13 protein-coding genes are annotated in these 15,033 nt (G+C 68.5%); 2 read left to right on the forward strand and 11 right to left on the reverse strand.

The features are described from left to right. Positions 1-30: 30 nt before the first annotated feature. Positions 31-2,967, reverse strand: coding sequence for a type I DNA topoisomerase (topA, locus tag ACFWFP_RS16895; protein WP_379295954.1), 2,937 nt, complete (start codon positions 2,965-2,967; stop codon positions 31-33). Positions 2,968-3,204: 237 nt separating this feature from the next. Beyond that, complete coding sequence (locus tag ACFWFP_RS16900) at positions 3,205-3,411, reverse strand: cold-shock protein (RefSeq protein WP_019044597.1); 207 nt, start codon at positions 3,409-3,411, stop codon at positions 3,205-3,207. A 435-nt stretch (positions 3,412-3,846) separates the two neighbouring features. Between ACFWFP_RS16900 and ACFWFP_RS16905 the strand changes: the two genes are divergently transcribed. Further along, positions 3,847-6,237: a DEAD/DEAH box helicase gene (locus ACFWFP_RS16905; RefSeq protein ID WP_379295955.1), complete on the forward strand. Its 2,391-nt coding sequence runs from the start codon at positions 3,847-3,849 to the stop codon at positions 6,235-6,237. 300 nt (positions 6,238-6,537) lie between these two features. Here ACFWFP_RS16905 and ACFWFP_RS16910 read toward each other — a convergent pair whose 3' ends face one another. The 7 genes from ACFWFP_RS16910 to ssd all read right to left on the reverse strand — a co-directional run bounded on the left by ACFWFP_RS16910 (position 6,538) and on the right by ssd (position 11,841). Then, complete coding sequence (locus tag ACFWFP_RS16910) at positions 6,538-6,909, reverse strand: Rv3654c family TadE-like protein (RefSeq protein ID WP_379295957.1); 372 nt, start codon at positions 6,907-6,909, stop codon at positions 6,538-6,540. Next, positions 6,906-7,220 (reverse strand): TadE family type IV pilus minor pilin, encoded by a 315-nt coding sequence (locus ACFWFP_RS16915; RefSeq protein ID WP_379295959.1) that lies wholly within the window; start codon positions 7,218-7,220, stop codon positions 6,906-6,908. Before ACFWFP_RS16915 ends, ACFWFP_RS16910 begins: the two co-directional genes overlap by 4 nt. A 41-nt stretch (positions 7,221-7,261) precedes the next feature. Continuing rightward, positions 7,262-7,471, reverse strand: coding sequence for a DUF4244 domain-containing protein (locus ACFWFP_RS16920; RefSeq protein ID WP_379295961.1), 210 nt, complete (start codon positions 7,469-7,471; stop codon positions 7,262-7,264). Between the two features lie 72 nt (positions 7,472-7,543). Beyond that, positions 7,544-8,164: a type II secretion system F family protein gene (locus ACFWFP_RS16925; RefSeq protein WP_379295963.1), complete on the reverse strand. Its 621-nt coding sequence runs from the start codon at positions 8,162-8,164 to the stop codon at positions 7,544-7,546. A 270-nt stretch (positions 8,165-8,434) separates the two neighbouring features. Further along, positions 8,435-9,223: a type II secretion system F family protein gene (locus tag ACFWFP_RS16930; protein ID WP_379295965.1), complete on the reverse strand. Its 789-nt coding sequence runs from the start codon at positions 9,221-9,223 to the stop codon at positions 8,435-8,437. Between the two features lie 214 nt (positions 9,224-9,437). After that, positions 9,438-10,619 (reverse strand): TadA family conjugal transfer-associated ATPase, encoded by a 1,182-nt coding sequence (locus ACFWFP_RS16935; RefSeq protein WP_379295967.1) that lies wholly within the window; start codon positions 10,617-10,619, stop codon positions 9,438-9,440. Positions 10,620-10,689: 70 nt separating this feature from the next. Beyond that, complete coding sequence (ssd, locus tag ACFWFP_RS16940; protein ID WP_379295969.1) at positions 10,690-11,841, reverse strand: septum site-determining protein Ssd; 1,152 nt, start codon at positions 11,839-11,841, stop codon at positions 10,690-10,692. Positions 11,842-12,255: 414 nt separating this feature from the next. Here ssd and ACFWFP_RS16945 point away from each other — a divergent pair, with 414 nt between their 5' ends. Continuing rightward, complete coding sequence (locus ACFWFP_RS16945) at positions 12,256-13,050, forward strand: HAD-IB family hydrolase (protein WP_379296019.1); 795 nt, start codon at positions 12,256-12,258, stop codon at positions 13,048-13,050. Between the two features lie 424 nt (positions 13,051-13,474). On the opposite strand, the gene ACFWFP_RS16950 is transcribed toward ACFWFP_RS16945, so the two are convergent. Together ACFWFP_RS16950 and ACFWFP_RS16955 are read right to left on the reverse strand one after the other, a co-directional pair. Next, positions 13,475-14,221: an oxidoreductase gene (locus ACFWFP_RS16950; protein WP_379295971.1), complete on the reverse strand. Its 747-nt coding sequence runs from the start codon at positions 14,219-14,221 to the stop codon at positions 13,475-13,477. 10 nt (positions 14,222-14,231) lie between these two features. Further along, positions 14,232-14,396 (reverse strand): hypothetical protein, encoded by a 165-nt coding sequence (locus tag ACFWFP_RS16955; protein WP_266297608.1) that lies wholly within the window; start codon positions 14,394-14,396, stop codon positions 14,232-14,234. Positions 14,397-15,033: the final 637 nt, after the last annotated feature.

Below are 15,033 nucleotides of genomic sequence, written 5' to 3' on the forward strand. Positions count from 1 at the left end.
CCGAGGCCGGGCCGGTTCGCGGGCGAGCGATCAAGCCTGGTCTGTCCCAGCTGATTTCGCGGCGGTCTTCTTGGCCGGAGCCTTCTTGGCGGCGGTCTTCTTCGCGGTCGTCTTCTTGGCCGCGGTCTTGGTCGCGGTCTTCGTCGCCGTCGACTTCGCCGCCGCCTTCTTGGCGGGCGCCTTCTTGGCCGCCTTCTTCGCGGTCGTCTTCTTCGCCGCCTTCTTCACCGGCCCACGGGCCCGGCGATCGGCCAGCAGCTCGGACGCGCGCTCGTCGGTGATCGACTCGACCTCGTCGCCCTTGCGCAGGCTCGCGTTGGTCTCACCGTCGGTGACGTACGGACCGAAACGGCCGTCCTTGATCACCATCGGCTTGTCGGTGGCCGAGTCCTTGCCCAGCTCACGCAGCGGTGCCGCGGCCGCGGCCTGACGCCCGCGACGCTTGGGCTCGGCGTAGAGCTTCAGCGCCTCCTCGAGGGTGACCGAGAACAGCTGTTCCTCGGTCGCCAGCGAACGGGAGTCCGTGCCCTTCTTCAGGTACGGGCCGTAACGGCCGTTCTGCGCGGTGATCTCCTCGCCGGAGGTGGGATCGTTGCCGACCACCCGGGGCAGCGAGAGCAACATCAGCGCGTCGTCGAGGGTGATCTCGGCCAGGTCCATCGACTTGAACAGCGAACCGGTGCGCGGCTTGACCTCCGCGGCTTTCTTGGTCTTCTTCGCGGGGGCCGCATCCGGGTCGGGCGCGGGCGGTTCCGGCAGCACCTCGGTGACGTACGGGCCGAAACGTCCTTCCTTGGCGACGATTTCGTTCCCCGACACCGGGTCGACGCCGAGCGAGCGGCCCTCCTGCGGCGTCGAGAACAGCTTCTCGGCGACCTCGGGCGTCAGCTCGTCCGGCGGCAGATCGTCGGGCAGGTTCGCCCGCTGCGAGATCCGATCACCGTCGGGGTCATCAGGATTGATGACCATCCGCTCGAGGTACGGACCGAAGCGGCCGACGCGGACCACGACATCGCGACCCTCCTCGTCGACGAACATCTTGATCGAGTTCACTTCGCGCGCGTCGATGTCGTCGAGCTGCACGGAAACCATCTTCTTGAGGCCACCCGACCGCGCGACCGAACCCTCGGCGCCGGATTCGCCACCGAAGTAGAAGCTGGACAACCAGTTTCCGCGCTGCTCGCGTCCACCGGCGATCGCGTCGAGGTCGTCCTCCATCGCGGCGGTGAAGTCGAAGTCGACGAGTCGGCCGAAGTAGGCCTCGAGCAGACCGACCACCGCGAACGCCACCCACGCCGGGGCCAACGCGCTGCCGCGCTTGTAGACGTACCCGCGATCGAGGATCGTCTTGATGATCGAGGAGTAGGTCGACGGACGGCCGATGCCGAGGTCTTCCAGCGTCTTGATCAGCGAGGCCTCGGTGTAGCGGGCGGGCGGGTTGGTGCTGTGGCCGTCGGGAGTGAGCTCGACGGCGGTGACGCTCTGGCCCTGTTCCAGTGCGGGCAAACGGGATTCGGCGTCGTCGGACTGGCCGCCCGCCTCCTCGTCCACGCTCTCGACGTAGGCCTTGAGGAACCCGGCGAAGGTGATGGTGCGACCCGAGGACGAGAACACACACTCCTCGCCGGTTCGCGCGGTGCCGGTGATGCGCAGGGTCAGCGTGGTGCCGCGCGCGTCGACCATCTGCGAGGCGACCGTGCGCTGCCAGATCATCTCGTAGAGCTTGAACTCGTCGTTGTCGACCTTCGAGGCCAGCTGACCGGGCGTCATGAAGGTGTCACCCGAGGGACGGATCGCCTCGTGTGCCTCCTGCGCGTTCTTGACCTTGCGGGTGTACTGGCGCGGCGACGGCGAGACGTACTCCGCGCCGTAGAGCTGGGTCGCCTGCGAGCGAGCCGCCGCGATCGCCGACTCCGACAGCGTCGTGGAGTCGGTACGCATGTAGGTGATGTAGCCGTTTTCGTACAACCGCTGCGCGACCCGCATCGTGCGCTCGGAGCTGAACCGCAGCTTGCGGCCCGCCTCCTGCTGCAACGTGGAGGTCATGAACGGCGGGTACGGCTTGCGCGTGTACGGCTTGGCCTCGGCCGAGCTGACCTCGAGCGCGGCGCCGTCGAGCGCCTCGGCCAGTCTGCGGGCATAGGCCTCGTCGAGCACGACGACGCCGGTGGCCGACTTGAGCTGACCGTCGGAGCCGAAGTCACGACCCGAGGCGACGCGGTCGCCCTTGACCTGCACCAGGCGCGCGCCGAACGTGCGCGGGTTGGTCGAATCGGACTTCTCGTCCGGACCGGCGTCGAGCTTGGCGGCGATATCCCAGTACCCGGCGGAGCGGAACGCGATGCGCTCGCGTTCACGCTGCACGATCACCCGGGTGGCGACGGACTGCACGCGACCGGCGGACAGCCGCGGCATCACCTTCTTCCACAGCACCGGGGAGACCTCGTAGCCGTAGAGGCGGTCCAGGATGCGGCGGGTTTCCTGCGCGTCGACCAAATCGTTGTCGAGCTCGCGCGTGTCGGCGGCGGCGGCGAGGATGGCCGGCTCGGTGATCTCGTGGAAGACCATCCGGCGAACCGGGACCTTCGGCTTGAGCGTTTCGAGCAGGTGCCAGGCGATGGCTTCGCCCTCGCGGTCGGGGTCGGTGGCGAGGTAGAGCTCGTCGGCGTCGGCCAGCAAGCTCTTGAGTTCGGCGACCTTGGCCTTCTTATCCGGGTTCACCACATAGATCGGCTCGAAGTCGTGATCGACATCGACGCCGAGGCGGGCCCACGCTTGCCCTTTGTATTTGGCGGGCACATCGGCGGCTCCGCGCGGCAAGTCGCGGATATGGCCCACCGAGGCCTCGACCGTGTAGTTGCGACCCAGGTAGGGCGCGATCTTGCGGGCCTTGGTCGGCGACTCGACGATCACGAGACGACGCAGGGGTCGGCCCTGGTCGGCTGAACTGCGGTCTCGTGTTGCCACCGGCGAACACCTTCCTTCTAGATCCGCGCGTCGGGAGGTCCGCTCGGTGCGCGGCTGGGGCAGACGGCGACGTTCGGACATCACCACCAGTGACGTTTATACCCTGCGCACTTGGGGTAGAGGCATTTGCGGCGTTTCACGACGCGGGCGCTGTCCTGGGCGATGGTACCCGGAAATGACTCGTCCCCCTCCTCCGCATGCGGAGGAGGGGGACGAGGCGTTGTTGTGTTTCGCAGCTCAGGAGAGCGCGCGAACGCCGGTGGCCTGCGGGCCCTTGGTGCCCTGGCCGACCTCGAACTCGACCTTCTGGTTTTCCTCGAGGGTACGGAAGCCCGTGCCCTGGATCTCCGAGTAGTGGACGAAGACGTCAGCGGAGCCGTCCTCGGGCGCGATGAAGCCGAACCCCTTCTCCGCGTTGAACCACTTCACAGTTCCCTGTGCCATTCTGTTTCCTTCTCTTTCTACCGGAAACGGCGGACAACTGGGTTCGTCCACCGGGCCCGTTCCGACCGCTGTACTGTTGGTCCCCCTGCAAGGAAATCCTGAGCACGGCGTTCGCAACAACGATCCTGCTGATGGTCTGGACCTTGGATCCGTCCCTCGAACACAGAAGCTTGCGACCGAGACCCAGTGAACCATGTCTCTGCGCAATTCGACAGTCGAGTTACCGACTATTTGCAAAATTCCTGATCTTGCGAATGTGCAGGTAAGGGACAGATTGGGTGTATCCGTACTTTCGGTCTGTTTGCTTCTTGATAACCGAGTGAGCTTCTAGCAAACATGCTGTGACCCAGATCGCTACTGGGTTACGAAATCCCAGGTAGTGGTTGTCGCACACACACGTTTCACACTTCGCGTGTCGTGTGAGAGGAGGACTTGATGAATCCGCCAGACCGGACCGAGGTTCGAGAGCGCGATACCGGCGAGAGCTATGGGCGATCGTTGCTGAATCGTGTCCTCGCCGAGGCGGCTGCCGGCGGTAACCCGTTGACCCATCTCGCCGAGCTGCCCGCACGGCGCGCCCGCACCACCGCGTGGCCGGAATGGGTGCCATCGGACCTGGTCACAGCCCTGGACGCGCAGGAGATCACGCTGCCATGGGAACACCAGACCCGCACGGCCGAGCTCGCCGCGGCCGGGAACCACGTCGTGGTGAGTACGGGCACCGCGTCCGGAAAGTCACTCGGATACCAGTTGCCGGTGCTCGCGGCGCTGCACGACGATCCGCGCGCCACCGCCCTGTACCTCTCCCCCACCAAGGCACTCGGCGCCGATCAACTCCGTGCTGTCGGCAGCCTGATCCATGACAATCCGCTGCGAGAGGCGCATCCGGCGAGCTATGACGGGGACACTCCTGCCGAGGTCAGACAGTGGGTGCGGGCCAACGCCCGCTGGATTTTCACCAATCCCGACATGCTGCACGTCGGGATTCTCCGTTCCCATCAGCGCTGGGCACGGGTGCTGCGCAACCTGCGCTATGTGGTGGTCGACGAATGCCACGCGTATAGAGGAGTGTTCGGTTCGCACGTCGCGCTGGTTTTGCGCAGGCTGCGTCGGCTCGCCCGGTTCTACGGCGCCGACCCGGTGTTCATCCTGTGCTCGGCGACCAGTGCCGATCCGGGCGCGTCGGCGAGCAGGCTGATCGGGGCGCCGGTGGTCGCGGTCACCGAGGACGGGGCGCCGCGCGGGGCCCGGACCGTCGCCCTGTGGGAGCCGCCGCTGAGTGCGATGCGGACCGGCGAGAACGGAGCGCCGGTGCGGCGCACCGCGACCAGCGAGGCGGCCAAGATCATGGCGGCGCTGGTGGCCGAGGGCGCCAGGACACTGACCTTCGTTCGCTCGCGGCGCGGTGCCGAACTGATCGCGCTCGATGCCCGTCGTGTCCTCGCAGAAACCGCCCCCGAGCTGCAGGAACGGATCGCCGCCTACCGGGCGGGCTATCTGGCCGAGGACCGGCGGGAGCTCGAACAGGCACTGTCGCAGGGGACATTGCTCGGCGCGGCCAGTACCAACGCGCTCGAGCTCGGCGTCGACATCGCGGGCCTCGACGCCGTGGTCATCGCCGGTTTCCCCGGGACGGTCGCCTCGTTCTGGCAGCAGGCCGGGCGGGCGGGCAGACGCACACAGGGTTCGCTGGTGATGCTCGTGGCTACCGACGACCCGCTCGACACCTACCTGGTGCACCACCCGGAAGCGCTGCTCGACCGGCCGATCGAGGCCACCATCACCGACCCGTACAACCCGTACATCCTCGGCCCCCAGCTGCTGTGCGCCGCGATGGAGCTGCCGCTCACCGACGAGGAGGTGAGCGAGTTCAGAGCCGACGAAGTGCTCGCCGACCTGGCCGATCAGGGCCTGATCCGGCGCAGGCCGGGCGCCCGTGGCGCGGGTGCCCGCTGGCACATCACCGCGCACACCCACCCGCACGACGACGTGGATGTGCGCGGTGGGCTCGGCTCGCCGGTCGCGATCGTCGACGCCGAGACCGGACGACTGCTCGGCACCGCCGACGCGGGCCGGGCCCCCGCCACGCTGCACACGGGGGCTGTCCATCTGCACCAGGGCGAGACCTATCTCGTCGACGAACTGGATCTCGAAGGTGGTGTCGCGTTCGTCAACGAGGTGGATCCCGGCTTCACCACCAGTTCCCGGCAGATCACCTCGATCATCGTCGAAGGAGTGATCGAGGAGCGCGTGCTCGGTGCGGTCACGGCCGCATCCGCGCAGGTCGCGGTGACCAACCAGGTCGTCGGCTACCTGCGGACCCTGGTGACCGGTGAGGTGCTCGACCAGGTGGAGCTCGATCTGCCCGCGCACACCCTGCACACCAAGGCTGTTCTGTATACCGTCACGCCCCAGCTGCTCGCCGCCGCGAACATCTCCGACGAGCAGCTCCCCGGCGCGTTGCACGCCGCCGAGCACGCGGCCATCGGGATGTTGCCGCTGGTCGCGGGCTGCGACCGGTGGGACATCGGCGGTGTCTCCATCGCTGAGCATCCCGATACCGGCGCGCCGACGGTGTTCGTCTACGACGGCCAGCCCGGCGGCGCGGGCTTCGCCGAGCGCGGATTCGCCCAGCTCACGGACTGGTTGTCGGCCACGTTGAGCGTGATCCACAGCTGCGCGTGCCAGGACGGCTGCCCCTCGTGCGTGCAGTCGCCCAAGTGCGGAAACGGCAACAACCCCCTCGACAAGGACGCCGCCGCGCGCTTGCTGGCCGCCGTTCTCGGCGAGCTGCGAGCTCATGGCGAGCTACCTGCGGATTCATGATGTACGCGCGCTCGTGGCGTGACCGGCGATACACCGCCTTCGCTGAATGCTGGTCACCCGTCCGAATTAGTGTTGACCAGCAGAGATATGTCGGCCGGCGCCCGGTGTCCGAATAAAAAGGACCACTCTTCTATTAACTGGCGCATAGCCAACTTGACCCACGGGCGCTACTACATCGTTCTTTTCATTTTTTTCTCGCTGAGATCAAAGAATGCGCATGAAATAGCGCAACGGTGGATCCGGTTAATTCCGAATTGGTTCGGTGCGGAACAACCACCGTCCAGTGATAACACTTCCCCGTCACTCATTCTCTTCCACGGGACCCGCCCGTGCCGAAGCCCGCACAGTGCGCATACCGAACACTCCCACTGACACATTCGCCGCGACATCTACAACAACATCCCACTGCGCGACCGAGCACCGCTGTACTCGAACCCCCATCCGCCGGGCGATCTCCCCGGCCTCCGCACATCCCGCCTCCGCACCCTGCGCCAAGAGACCCGCCGCGGCCAGCGCGCCCAGATCAGCGGCCCCCTGCGCCCGATGCCGAGCCACCACCGCCCCGCCCACCTGGCCCACCAACAATGTCAGGCAGATCAGCCCCGCCAAGGCCACGCACACGAACGCCGTCGCCCCACCCCCATCCGCCGCGATGTCGCGCCTCGCCGTCACGAAACCACTCCAGGCTCGGTGACGGCTACCGCATCAGCGCGAAGGCGCAGGCCGGGAAGGAGTGGGGTGTTCGCGGTGACGGTGGCGACCACCCGGTCGCCTTCGGTACGGAGGTCGACCGTCGCGCCTGGTGGGGCAACCGATCGTCCCGCGGCGATCGCGCGCGAGGAGTCACCGCGGGCAGCGAGGCGGGCGGTCTCGCGGGCCGCGTCGGTGCAGCGGACCTGGGTGGATCCGGCGAGCAGTGCGCCGATACACAGGGCTACAGCGCACACCAGCGCCGCGAGGGCGATGGCGGCCTCGACCGTCACCGCACCCGCGTCGGCCCCGAGAGTGCTGGTGTCGCAGTGGTTTACACGCTCGTGTTGAGTGCCTTGTCGATGATGCCGGTCAACGCGTTGATGATGCTGTCCCCGGTGACGACCCCGTAGAGCACGGCCCCGAAGGCCGCCGCGGCGATGGTGCCGATCGCGTACTCCGCCGTCGACATGCCGTCGTCCTCGAGCAGCAGACGCGTGATTCGAGTGCGGGCCCCCAGGTATACCGTGTGCGCGAAAGTCATCGTGATCCCCTCTCTGGTTGCACCACGCGGCCGATCCGCGCGGTGAAGTTTCGGTGGCCTCGTCGCGGCCGGTCACAGCAGCCCACCGCCGCCGAGCACGCGGTCGGCCAGGCCGATGACGACCGGAACGATGCCGAGACAGACGAAAGCGGGCAGGAAGCACAGACCGAGCGGGCCGCCGATCAGCACGCCCGCGCGTTCGGCGCGCGCGACCGCAGCGTCTTCCACGGCTTCGCGGCGCTGGGTGGCCAATTCGCCGACCGCCGCGGCCAACGAGGCGCCGGAGCGAGCCGAACGCCGGGCCATCCTCGCCAGCGACTCCACGTCATCGGCGCCCGCCGACCCCGCAGCGTCCGCGACCGCCCGCTCCCATGCCGTCGCCGCGTCGGCGCCCAGCGCGAGGAGGTCCGCGGCCCTGAGCAATGCCGCCCGAAGAACCGGCGGCGCTGTCGGCGCGGCGGCTCGCGCGGCCGCGGCCATCGGCAGTCCCGCTCGCAGACATGCGGCCAAGAGATCGAACGCGGACGCAGACCCGAGTGGATCAGCCTTCGCGGTGTCGCCCGGCACCCCGGAGACGCCGACCGTCGTCGGACCGAGCGCACGCACTCGTCGACTGACGGCAACCCGCCCTGGTAGCAACACAATCGCCACCGCCGCGATCAACAACGCCCCCGGTGGAACAGCACCATCCATCCCCTGCACAGCAATCCCCTCCTCGAAGTTTGATCCACATCCGTCCACACCCCGATCCGAACTGCTCCACATGCGACACCGAGGTCAGCTCGTGGTCTTGTTCGGTTATCACACCTGTCCACAGGCATCCGGAACGGCGACTACTTCCGTCTACCGCGGGTCGTGACGCGACCCGGGTCAGGCTGTGCCCTCGCGGTGGGCGCAGCTGTCCACAGGGCGTCCACACCAGTTGTCCACTGCCACCGACTGTTCGACACCGTCCGATGCCGATCAGGCTGTGCTCTTGCGGGTGATGACATCTGTCCACAGCAGTCCACAGCAGGCGAGGGCGGCGCCCAGCGGGAGGAGCAGTTCGCCGGCCGGGGAAGTGAACAGGATGGTGAGCGGAGCCGCGCCCATCAGTTGACCCAGGCCGATACCTACCAGTGGAAGGCCGGCCAGGACGGTGGCCGATGCTCGGGCGCCGGCCAGTGCGGCTTCGGTGCGGTCGCGGAAGCGGATGCGTCCGAGCAGATCGGACCTCGCGGCGGCGAGTAGTTCCGCGAGGGCAAGGCCGTGTTCCTCGGCCACCCGCCACGCGGCGGCGACCCTCGACAGTTCCTCGGCGACGAGCGAATCCGGTTGGACCCAGCCGTCGGCTCCGGAACCACCGAGCCGGCTGCGGCCGGCACTGATCGCCAGTACACGCGCCGCTTCGCCGCGCGACTCGCCCGCGGCGGATTCGGCGGCCGCGCTCGGGTGGGCGCCGACACGGAGCTCGCCGACCACCGCTTCCAAGCCGGCCAGGAGGTAGCCACATTCGCGGCGTCGTTCACGGTCACCTCGACCACGCCGTTCACGTACCGCCACAGTGGCTCCCAACATGAGAGCCGCCAGCCCGACGCCGGGACCGAACGCGAATGCCGTGCACCCCAGAGCGATTCCTGCACACCACTCCACAGGCACGCGTTTTCGCGGACTGCTCCCGCTCGGCGCGAACAGCCGGGTGAACCGCCGCTGACCGCCTGCCACGGGCAGCACCAGCACCGCGATCGCGCAACAGAGCAACGCACTACCCATGAGCCCACCTCCTTTACGCCGAAACCCGCACCTCGCTCGCGCCACTCGTCGGCGGCTCCGAGCATTGCCCGCTGCGATCGCCGCGCCGCATCGCCGACCACCGACTGCCCCTCGGGAGATCGCCTTGACCTACGTTGCATGTTGTCCGACCAGGCTTTTCGCCGAGATCGACACGCACAACGCGACGCCGCCACCGCGTACCAGACAGGGCTTCTCATCCGAGTCGCACCTCGAGTAGCCGGTGGAGTTCGCCGACCGCGGGAGTGGGGTGGTCGTCCGAGCGCCAAGCCGGGATGATGTGGACCCCCTCGGAATCACGATGCAGGACTCCGATTTCGTGGAGGGCGCGGGTTCCGTCGGGGCGGCGGCGAACGTGCAGGACCACCTGGACAGCGGCAGCCAGTTGGCTGTGCAGGGCCGCCCGGTCCATCCCCCCGAGTGCCGCCAGTGCTTCCAGGCGCGCGGGAACTTCCTGGGGCGAGTTGGCGTGAACGGTCCCCGCACCGCCGTCGTGGCCGGTGTTGAGGGCCGTCAAGAGATCGACGACTTCGGCACCACGGACCTCGCCCACGACGATGCGATCCGGGCGCATCCGCAAGGCCTGGCGGACCAAGTCGCGCACCGTGACAGCGCCTACCCCTTCAACATTGGCGGTCCTGGCGACCAGCCGAACAACATGCGGATGGACCGGAGCAAGCTCGGCGGCGTCCTCCACGCACACGATTCGCTCGGCAGGGTCGACGGCGGCGAGCAGAGCCGAGAGCAAGGTAGTCTTGCCCGCTCCGGTACCTCCGACGACCAGGAACGCGAGGCGGGCGCGGACGATGTCACCGAGTAGGCGGCGGGCGTCCGGGGGAATCGAACCGGCTGCCGCCAGCGCGTCGAGGCCCTGGGTCGCGGGGCGGAGGATGCGCAGGGACAGGCACGTGCCGTCGTGGGCGACGGGGGCGAGCACCGCGTGGAGCCGGACACCGAACGCTTCACCCAGCGTGGCTTCGGTTCCGGCGAGTTTGCCGTCGACCCAGGGTTGAGCGTCGTCGAGGCGGCGGCCGGCGGCCAGGGCCAGGCGCTGCGCGAGGCGACGAACAGCGGCTTCGTCGGCGAAGCGGACATCGGTCAGCTCCAGGCCGCGGCCACGGTCGACCCAGACCGCCTCCGGCCCGGTGACGAGCACATCGGCCACCCGAGGATCGTGCAGCAGCGGCTCCAGCAACCCAGCCCCGGTCATCTCGGTCTGCAACAGTCGCAGGGCCCGGAGCAGATCGGTGTCGGCGAGCACGCCGCCCGCTTCCGTGCGGATCGCGGCCGCCAGTTGAGCGGCATCGGGGACGCCAGGGTGTTCGGCGAGACGCTCACGGACGCGTTCGAGGAGGTCGACGGTGACAAAGGAGGTCATGTCGCGGTGGCTCCGTCCCGGCGAAGAGCCGCATGGGGGACGCTCGAATATCCGGCGCTGACGGAGCTGGTCATGCTTCGGCTCCGACCACGGCGAGGACGGCGTCGGCGGCGTCGCGCAGGGGGCCGCGGCGGCGGACGCTCAGACCACCGCGTTCGAGCCGGGAGGCGAGGCCTGCTTGCCCGCGAACCGCGGCGAGAAGGGGCAATCCGAGAAGTTCGGCGACTTCCGCGCCGCGCAGTCCGCCGGGCGCGGGACCGCGGACAACCAAGCCGCGGTTGGGGTTTCGTTCTCCGAGATAGGCCGAGACGACTTCGGCCGCAGCGATGGAGCGCAGCCTGGCCGGGACTACGAGAACGACCAGATCGGCAGCGTCGAGCATCGCGTCGGCCGCTGGGCCTCGCTCACACGACACGTCACAGACCACGAGATCTCCTGCATCCCTTCCTGATTCGATGACCGCACGCACAGCCGCCGGAGCCAGTCCGGCGAACGCGTGTCCCACCGAAGCCGTGTCGGCCCGTGATCGCGCCGGGCCTACACCGATGGCGGGCCGCGCTCGGCCGCAGGACAACACCGCCAAGCCGGGAGCCCCGACGGGCAACGCGTTGTGCAGCGCCGCCGCCGACACCCGCCCGTCCTCGATGATCAGGTCCGGCCAGCGCAGCCCCGGCACGTTCTCCATGCCCAGCACCAGATCTATCCCACCGTCGAGCGGGGCACCGTCGATCAACACCGTGTCGCGACGCACCCGCCGCGCGGCACCGCGCAGCGCGGTTGCCGCGGCGAGCGTGGACGCCCCGGCACCGCCACCCGCGCCCACTACCGCGACGACTATCCCTTCGCCCGTGCGTGATTCGGCGTGTTCGGCGAACTGTTCGACCAGCGCGACCGCGGCCGAGGGCAACGCGACAACGCGTTCGGCACCCACTGCCGTCGCCGCTTGCCAGTCGGGCACGGCAGGTTCCCCCTCGGTGACCAGGACGACGCCCGCCCGCCGCGGGAATCCGCCGACGGCGGCGGCAACTGCGGCGGCGGTATCGAGGATGACCATGCCCGCCCCGGCCCACGCGTGCCTGCCGACCGGCATCACCCGTTCATCGGTGACACGCTCGGCGGCCGCCGCGACTCGACGCACCTCCGCGCGCAGCCGTTCGTCACGCACGAGCACGAGAGCGGGCGCGATCGGTGGCGGGCCACCGCGCATCGGGACTGAGTTCATGCGACTCAGCGTTGCCGAGCGAGGAGTTCATCAACACCCCGAAAACACCGATTGTGGATAACTCGGGGGTGTGGAGAACTTTGACGATCGTCCCGGAAATAGAGGACGGCCCCAGCCGGGGGGGAGGAGGCTGGGGCCGTCGGGTTCAGCCCCGGGGGGTCGGGCTGAACGCGCCTGGACTAAGTCCAGGTGCCAGCAATACTACACCCACCCCCTGCTGCGGGCGCAAGTAGCATTCGCCGACATTCTTCGGCGATTCGCGCCACCCGGCGTCCCCGGGGCAAACCCTTTTCCACGGTGCGGACAGTCGATCCTGCGGCGAGCGCAGGTCGTGCCTATTCTGTTGACGTGACGCCAGAACGCGACCAGACCTCGCCTACGGACACAAGTCTCGGCAAAACGGGCCGAGCCCCGGTGCCGGGCGGGCGCGTCGCCGCGTTCTTCGATCTCGACAAAACGGTGATCGCGAAGTCGAGCGCATTCGTCTTCAGCAAACCGTTCTACGCGCAGGGTCTGCTCAACCGCAGAGCCGTGCTGGAGAGCAGCTACGCGCACTTTTTGTTCCTGCTTTCCGGTGCGGATCACGACCAGATGGAACGGATGCGGGCAAACCTCGCCAACATGTGCGCGGGCTGGGATGTGGAGCAGGTGAAAACCATTGTGGCCGAGACTCTTCACGATCTGGTCGACCCGCTGATCTACGCCGAGGCCGCCGATCTGATCGCCGATCACAAGATCCGCGGCCACGATGTGGTGATCGTATCGGCCTCCGGCGAGGAGATCGTCGGACCGATAGCTGAGGTGCTCGGCGCCTCGCACACCGAGGCCACCCGGATGGTCGTCGAGGACGGCAAGTACACCGGCGATATCGAGTTCTACTGCTACGGCGAGGGCAAGGTCGCCGCCATCGAGAAGCTCGCCGCCGAGCAGGGCTACGACCTCTCGCGGTGCTACGCCTACTCCGACTCGGTGACCGATGTGCCGATGCTGAGCGCCGTGGGCCATCCGACCGCGGTGAACCCCGACCGCGGGCTGCGCAGGGAGGCGGCCGGCCGCGGCTGGCCGGTGCTCACGTTCTCCAACCCGGTGTCGCTGTGGTCACGATTCCAGACGCCGTCGACCACCACCGTCGCCGCGACGGCGGCCGTCGGATTGAGCGCGATCATCGCCGGCGCGATCAGCTACCGGCTGCTGCGCAAACGCCGCTGACCGGCCCCCGTACAGCACGAATCTCCGGGCGACACGCCGAATTCACGGGGATTCGGTAATGCCTTCGAAACCCTTGATGTGAGTGCTGTCACAGTGTAAGAATGGAGTCACGGAAGGACGGAAGGCCAAGACGGAGCCGGAAGAGAAGGTTTCGCCTCCCATCCCACCCTTCCCAGCACGGACACCAGGCACCCACGCGGAGCGCGCCGCGACAAGGCCGAAAGAGTTGTGGGCCTGCGAAATTCGAGCCGACGTCGGCGAACGCCTCGCACAGGTTGCGGGGATGAACCGGCGGGGTTGGGATGATCGCCGAGGCCACCGAACACAACCCACCCTGCACGCTTGGTAACCGGGTGTTCCGTGCTAGCGGGCGGTGAGGTCGAGCAATCGGCAACGCCGCCCGTTTCGATGTGTAGGGCCGGGTTCAGCCGGCCGCCGCGTCGGCGATCGAGTTCGCTTCCCGAGCCCCGTCTTCCAGCGCGCCCGCGCAGAACAGCACCCAGCCGCCCACGCCCTCCGCGGTGCCCATTCCGAATCCGGCAGCCGCGTCGAGGTAGGCCTGGCGACGGCGCAGCCAGAACACTTCGGGCACGCCGAGGCTGTGCGGGTCGAGTCCACTCGATACCGCGACCAGCCGTGAGGCAGCGCGCGCGACGACACCGTCGCCGGTGCCGAACGGTCGCAACGACAGCAGCTCGCCGTGCACGATCGCCGCGATCACGGGGGCGGGCGCCTTGCTCGACTGGACAGTTTGCGTGAGCATGTCGAGCCGCTCGGCGACGCCGGGAGACGAGCGCGGACGACCGAGTTCCTGCTCATCGGCCACCAGGTCGGCCGCGGCGAGCAGGTGCAGCCGGGCCAGCGCCTGCAAGGGCGCGCGCCGCCAGGTGCCGACGAGGTTGGTGAGCGCGTCGCCGTCGAGCGCCTGACCCACCCGCAGCGCGCCGGCCAGCACCGGGTCACTGACCTGACCGTCGGCGGGCAGGTCGGTGCTCGCGCCTTCGATGGCCGCCGAGGAACGGGCGGCCCGCACGGCGGCTTCGGCGGCGGTGGTCGCCCAGCCGCGCCGGTTCGACTTGTGCCGGTGCACGGCCGCGAGCGCGTCGCGTGCCTTGTCGGCGGCCTCGCGCACGCCGGGCAGGTCGACCAGGGGCTGGAGCGGATCAGTCACGGCATGGAGGTTACCGCTCGTACAGTGCGGCCCCCACGGTCACATACAACCCGCGCACCGTCGGCCAGCTGCGATCCGGCCACGGCACCTCGGCAAGCCGCTTAGCGGCCGGAGTCACCGCCCTGCGCCGCCGCGCTTCCCGCTCGGCCAGCCGTTCCGCATCGATTCGATCCACCGGCGTCTCCAACCCTGCGATCCACACCGCACCACCTCGGACAAAACCACGGTACGCCGACAAGCCGGTCACCCGAAGAGTTTCGAGAGCCCCACACCCAAGACCCACCCAGCCCTCAAAACCCCACCCCGCACTCCCGCCCACACACCCTGCCCGTCATCCACCCCCAACCCCACAACCACCTACCGACCACACCGCGCACCCAGCCCGTCCCCTCCTTCAACACCACACCGCGCACCCCGGCATGTCCCCGCCTTCAACATCCACACCGCGCACACCCAGCCCGTCCCCCGCCTTCCACAACCACACCGCACACCCAGCCAGTCCCCGACTCCACAACCCACCACCCACACCCAGCCAGTCCCCGACTCCACAACCCACCGCCCACACCCAGCCAGTCCCAGACTCCACAACCCACCGCGCGCACCCAGCCGGTCCCCGACTTCACAACCCACCGCGCGTACACCCAGCTAGTCCCTGACTTCAACAACCGACCGCGCGTACACCCAGCCTGTCCCCGTCTTCAACAACCCACCCAACCCGGCCCCCGCACTCCCGACCCCTAGGGAGGGACGGCCACGAAGTGGCCGGTCCGCGGCCGGGCCGCCGGTTAGGCGCCGCGGAGATGCGACGAAGG

The organism is Nocardia sp. NPDC060249 (assembly GCF_042728755.1).
Lineage (GTDB): Bacteria > Actinomycetota > Actinomycetes > Mycobacteriales > Mycobacteriaceae > Nocardia.

Bases quoted from the DNA above. Each gene is read 5' to 3' on its own strand.
- ACFWFP_RS16900 (WP_019044597.1), bottom strand. From the start codon at position 3,411: ATGGCACAGGGAACTGTGAAGTGGTTCAACGCGGAGAAGGGGTTCGGC.
- ACFWFP_RS16905 (WP_379295955.1), top strand. From the start codon at position 3,847: ATGAATCCGCCAGACCGGACCGAGGTTCGAGAGCGCGATACCGGCGAG.
- ACFWFP_RS16920 (WP_379295961.1), bottom strand. From the start codon at position 7,471: ATGACTTTCGCGCACACGGTATACCTGGGGGCCCGCACTCGAATCACG.
- ACFWFP_RS16925 (WP_379295963.1), bottom strand. From the start codon at position 8,164: ATGGATGGTGCTGTTCCACCGGGGGCGTTGTTGATCGCGGCGGTGGCG.
- ACFWFP_RS16930 (WP_379295965.1), bottom strand. From the start codon at position 9,223: ATGGGTAGTGCGTTGCTCTGTTGCGCGATCGCGGTGCTGGTGCTGCCC.
- ACFWFP_RS16935 (WP_379295967.1), bottom strand. From the start codon at position 10,619: ATGACCTCCTTTGTCACCGTCGACCTCCTCGAACGCGTCCGTGAGCGT.
- ssd (WP_379295969.1), bottom strand. From the start codon at position 11,841: ATGAACTCAGTCCCGATGCGCGGTGGCCCGCCACCGATCGCGCCCGCT.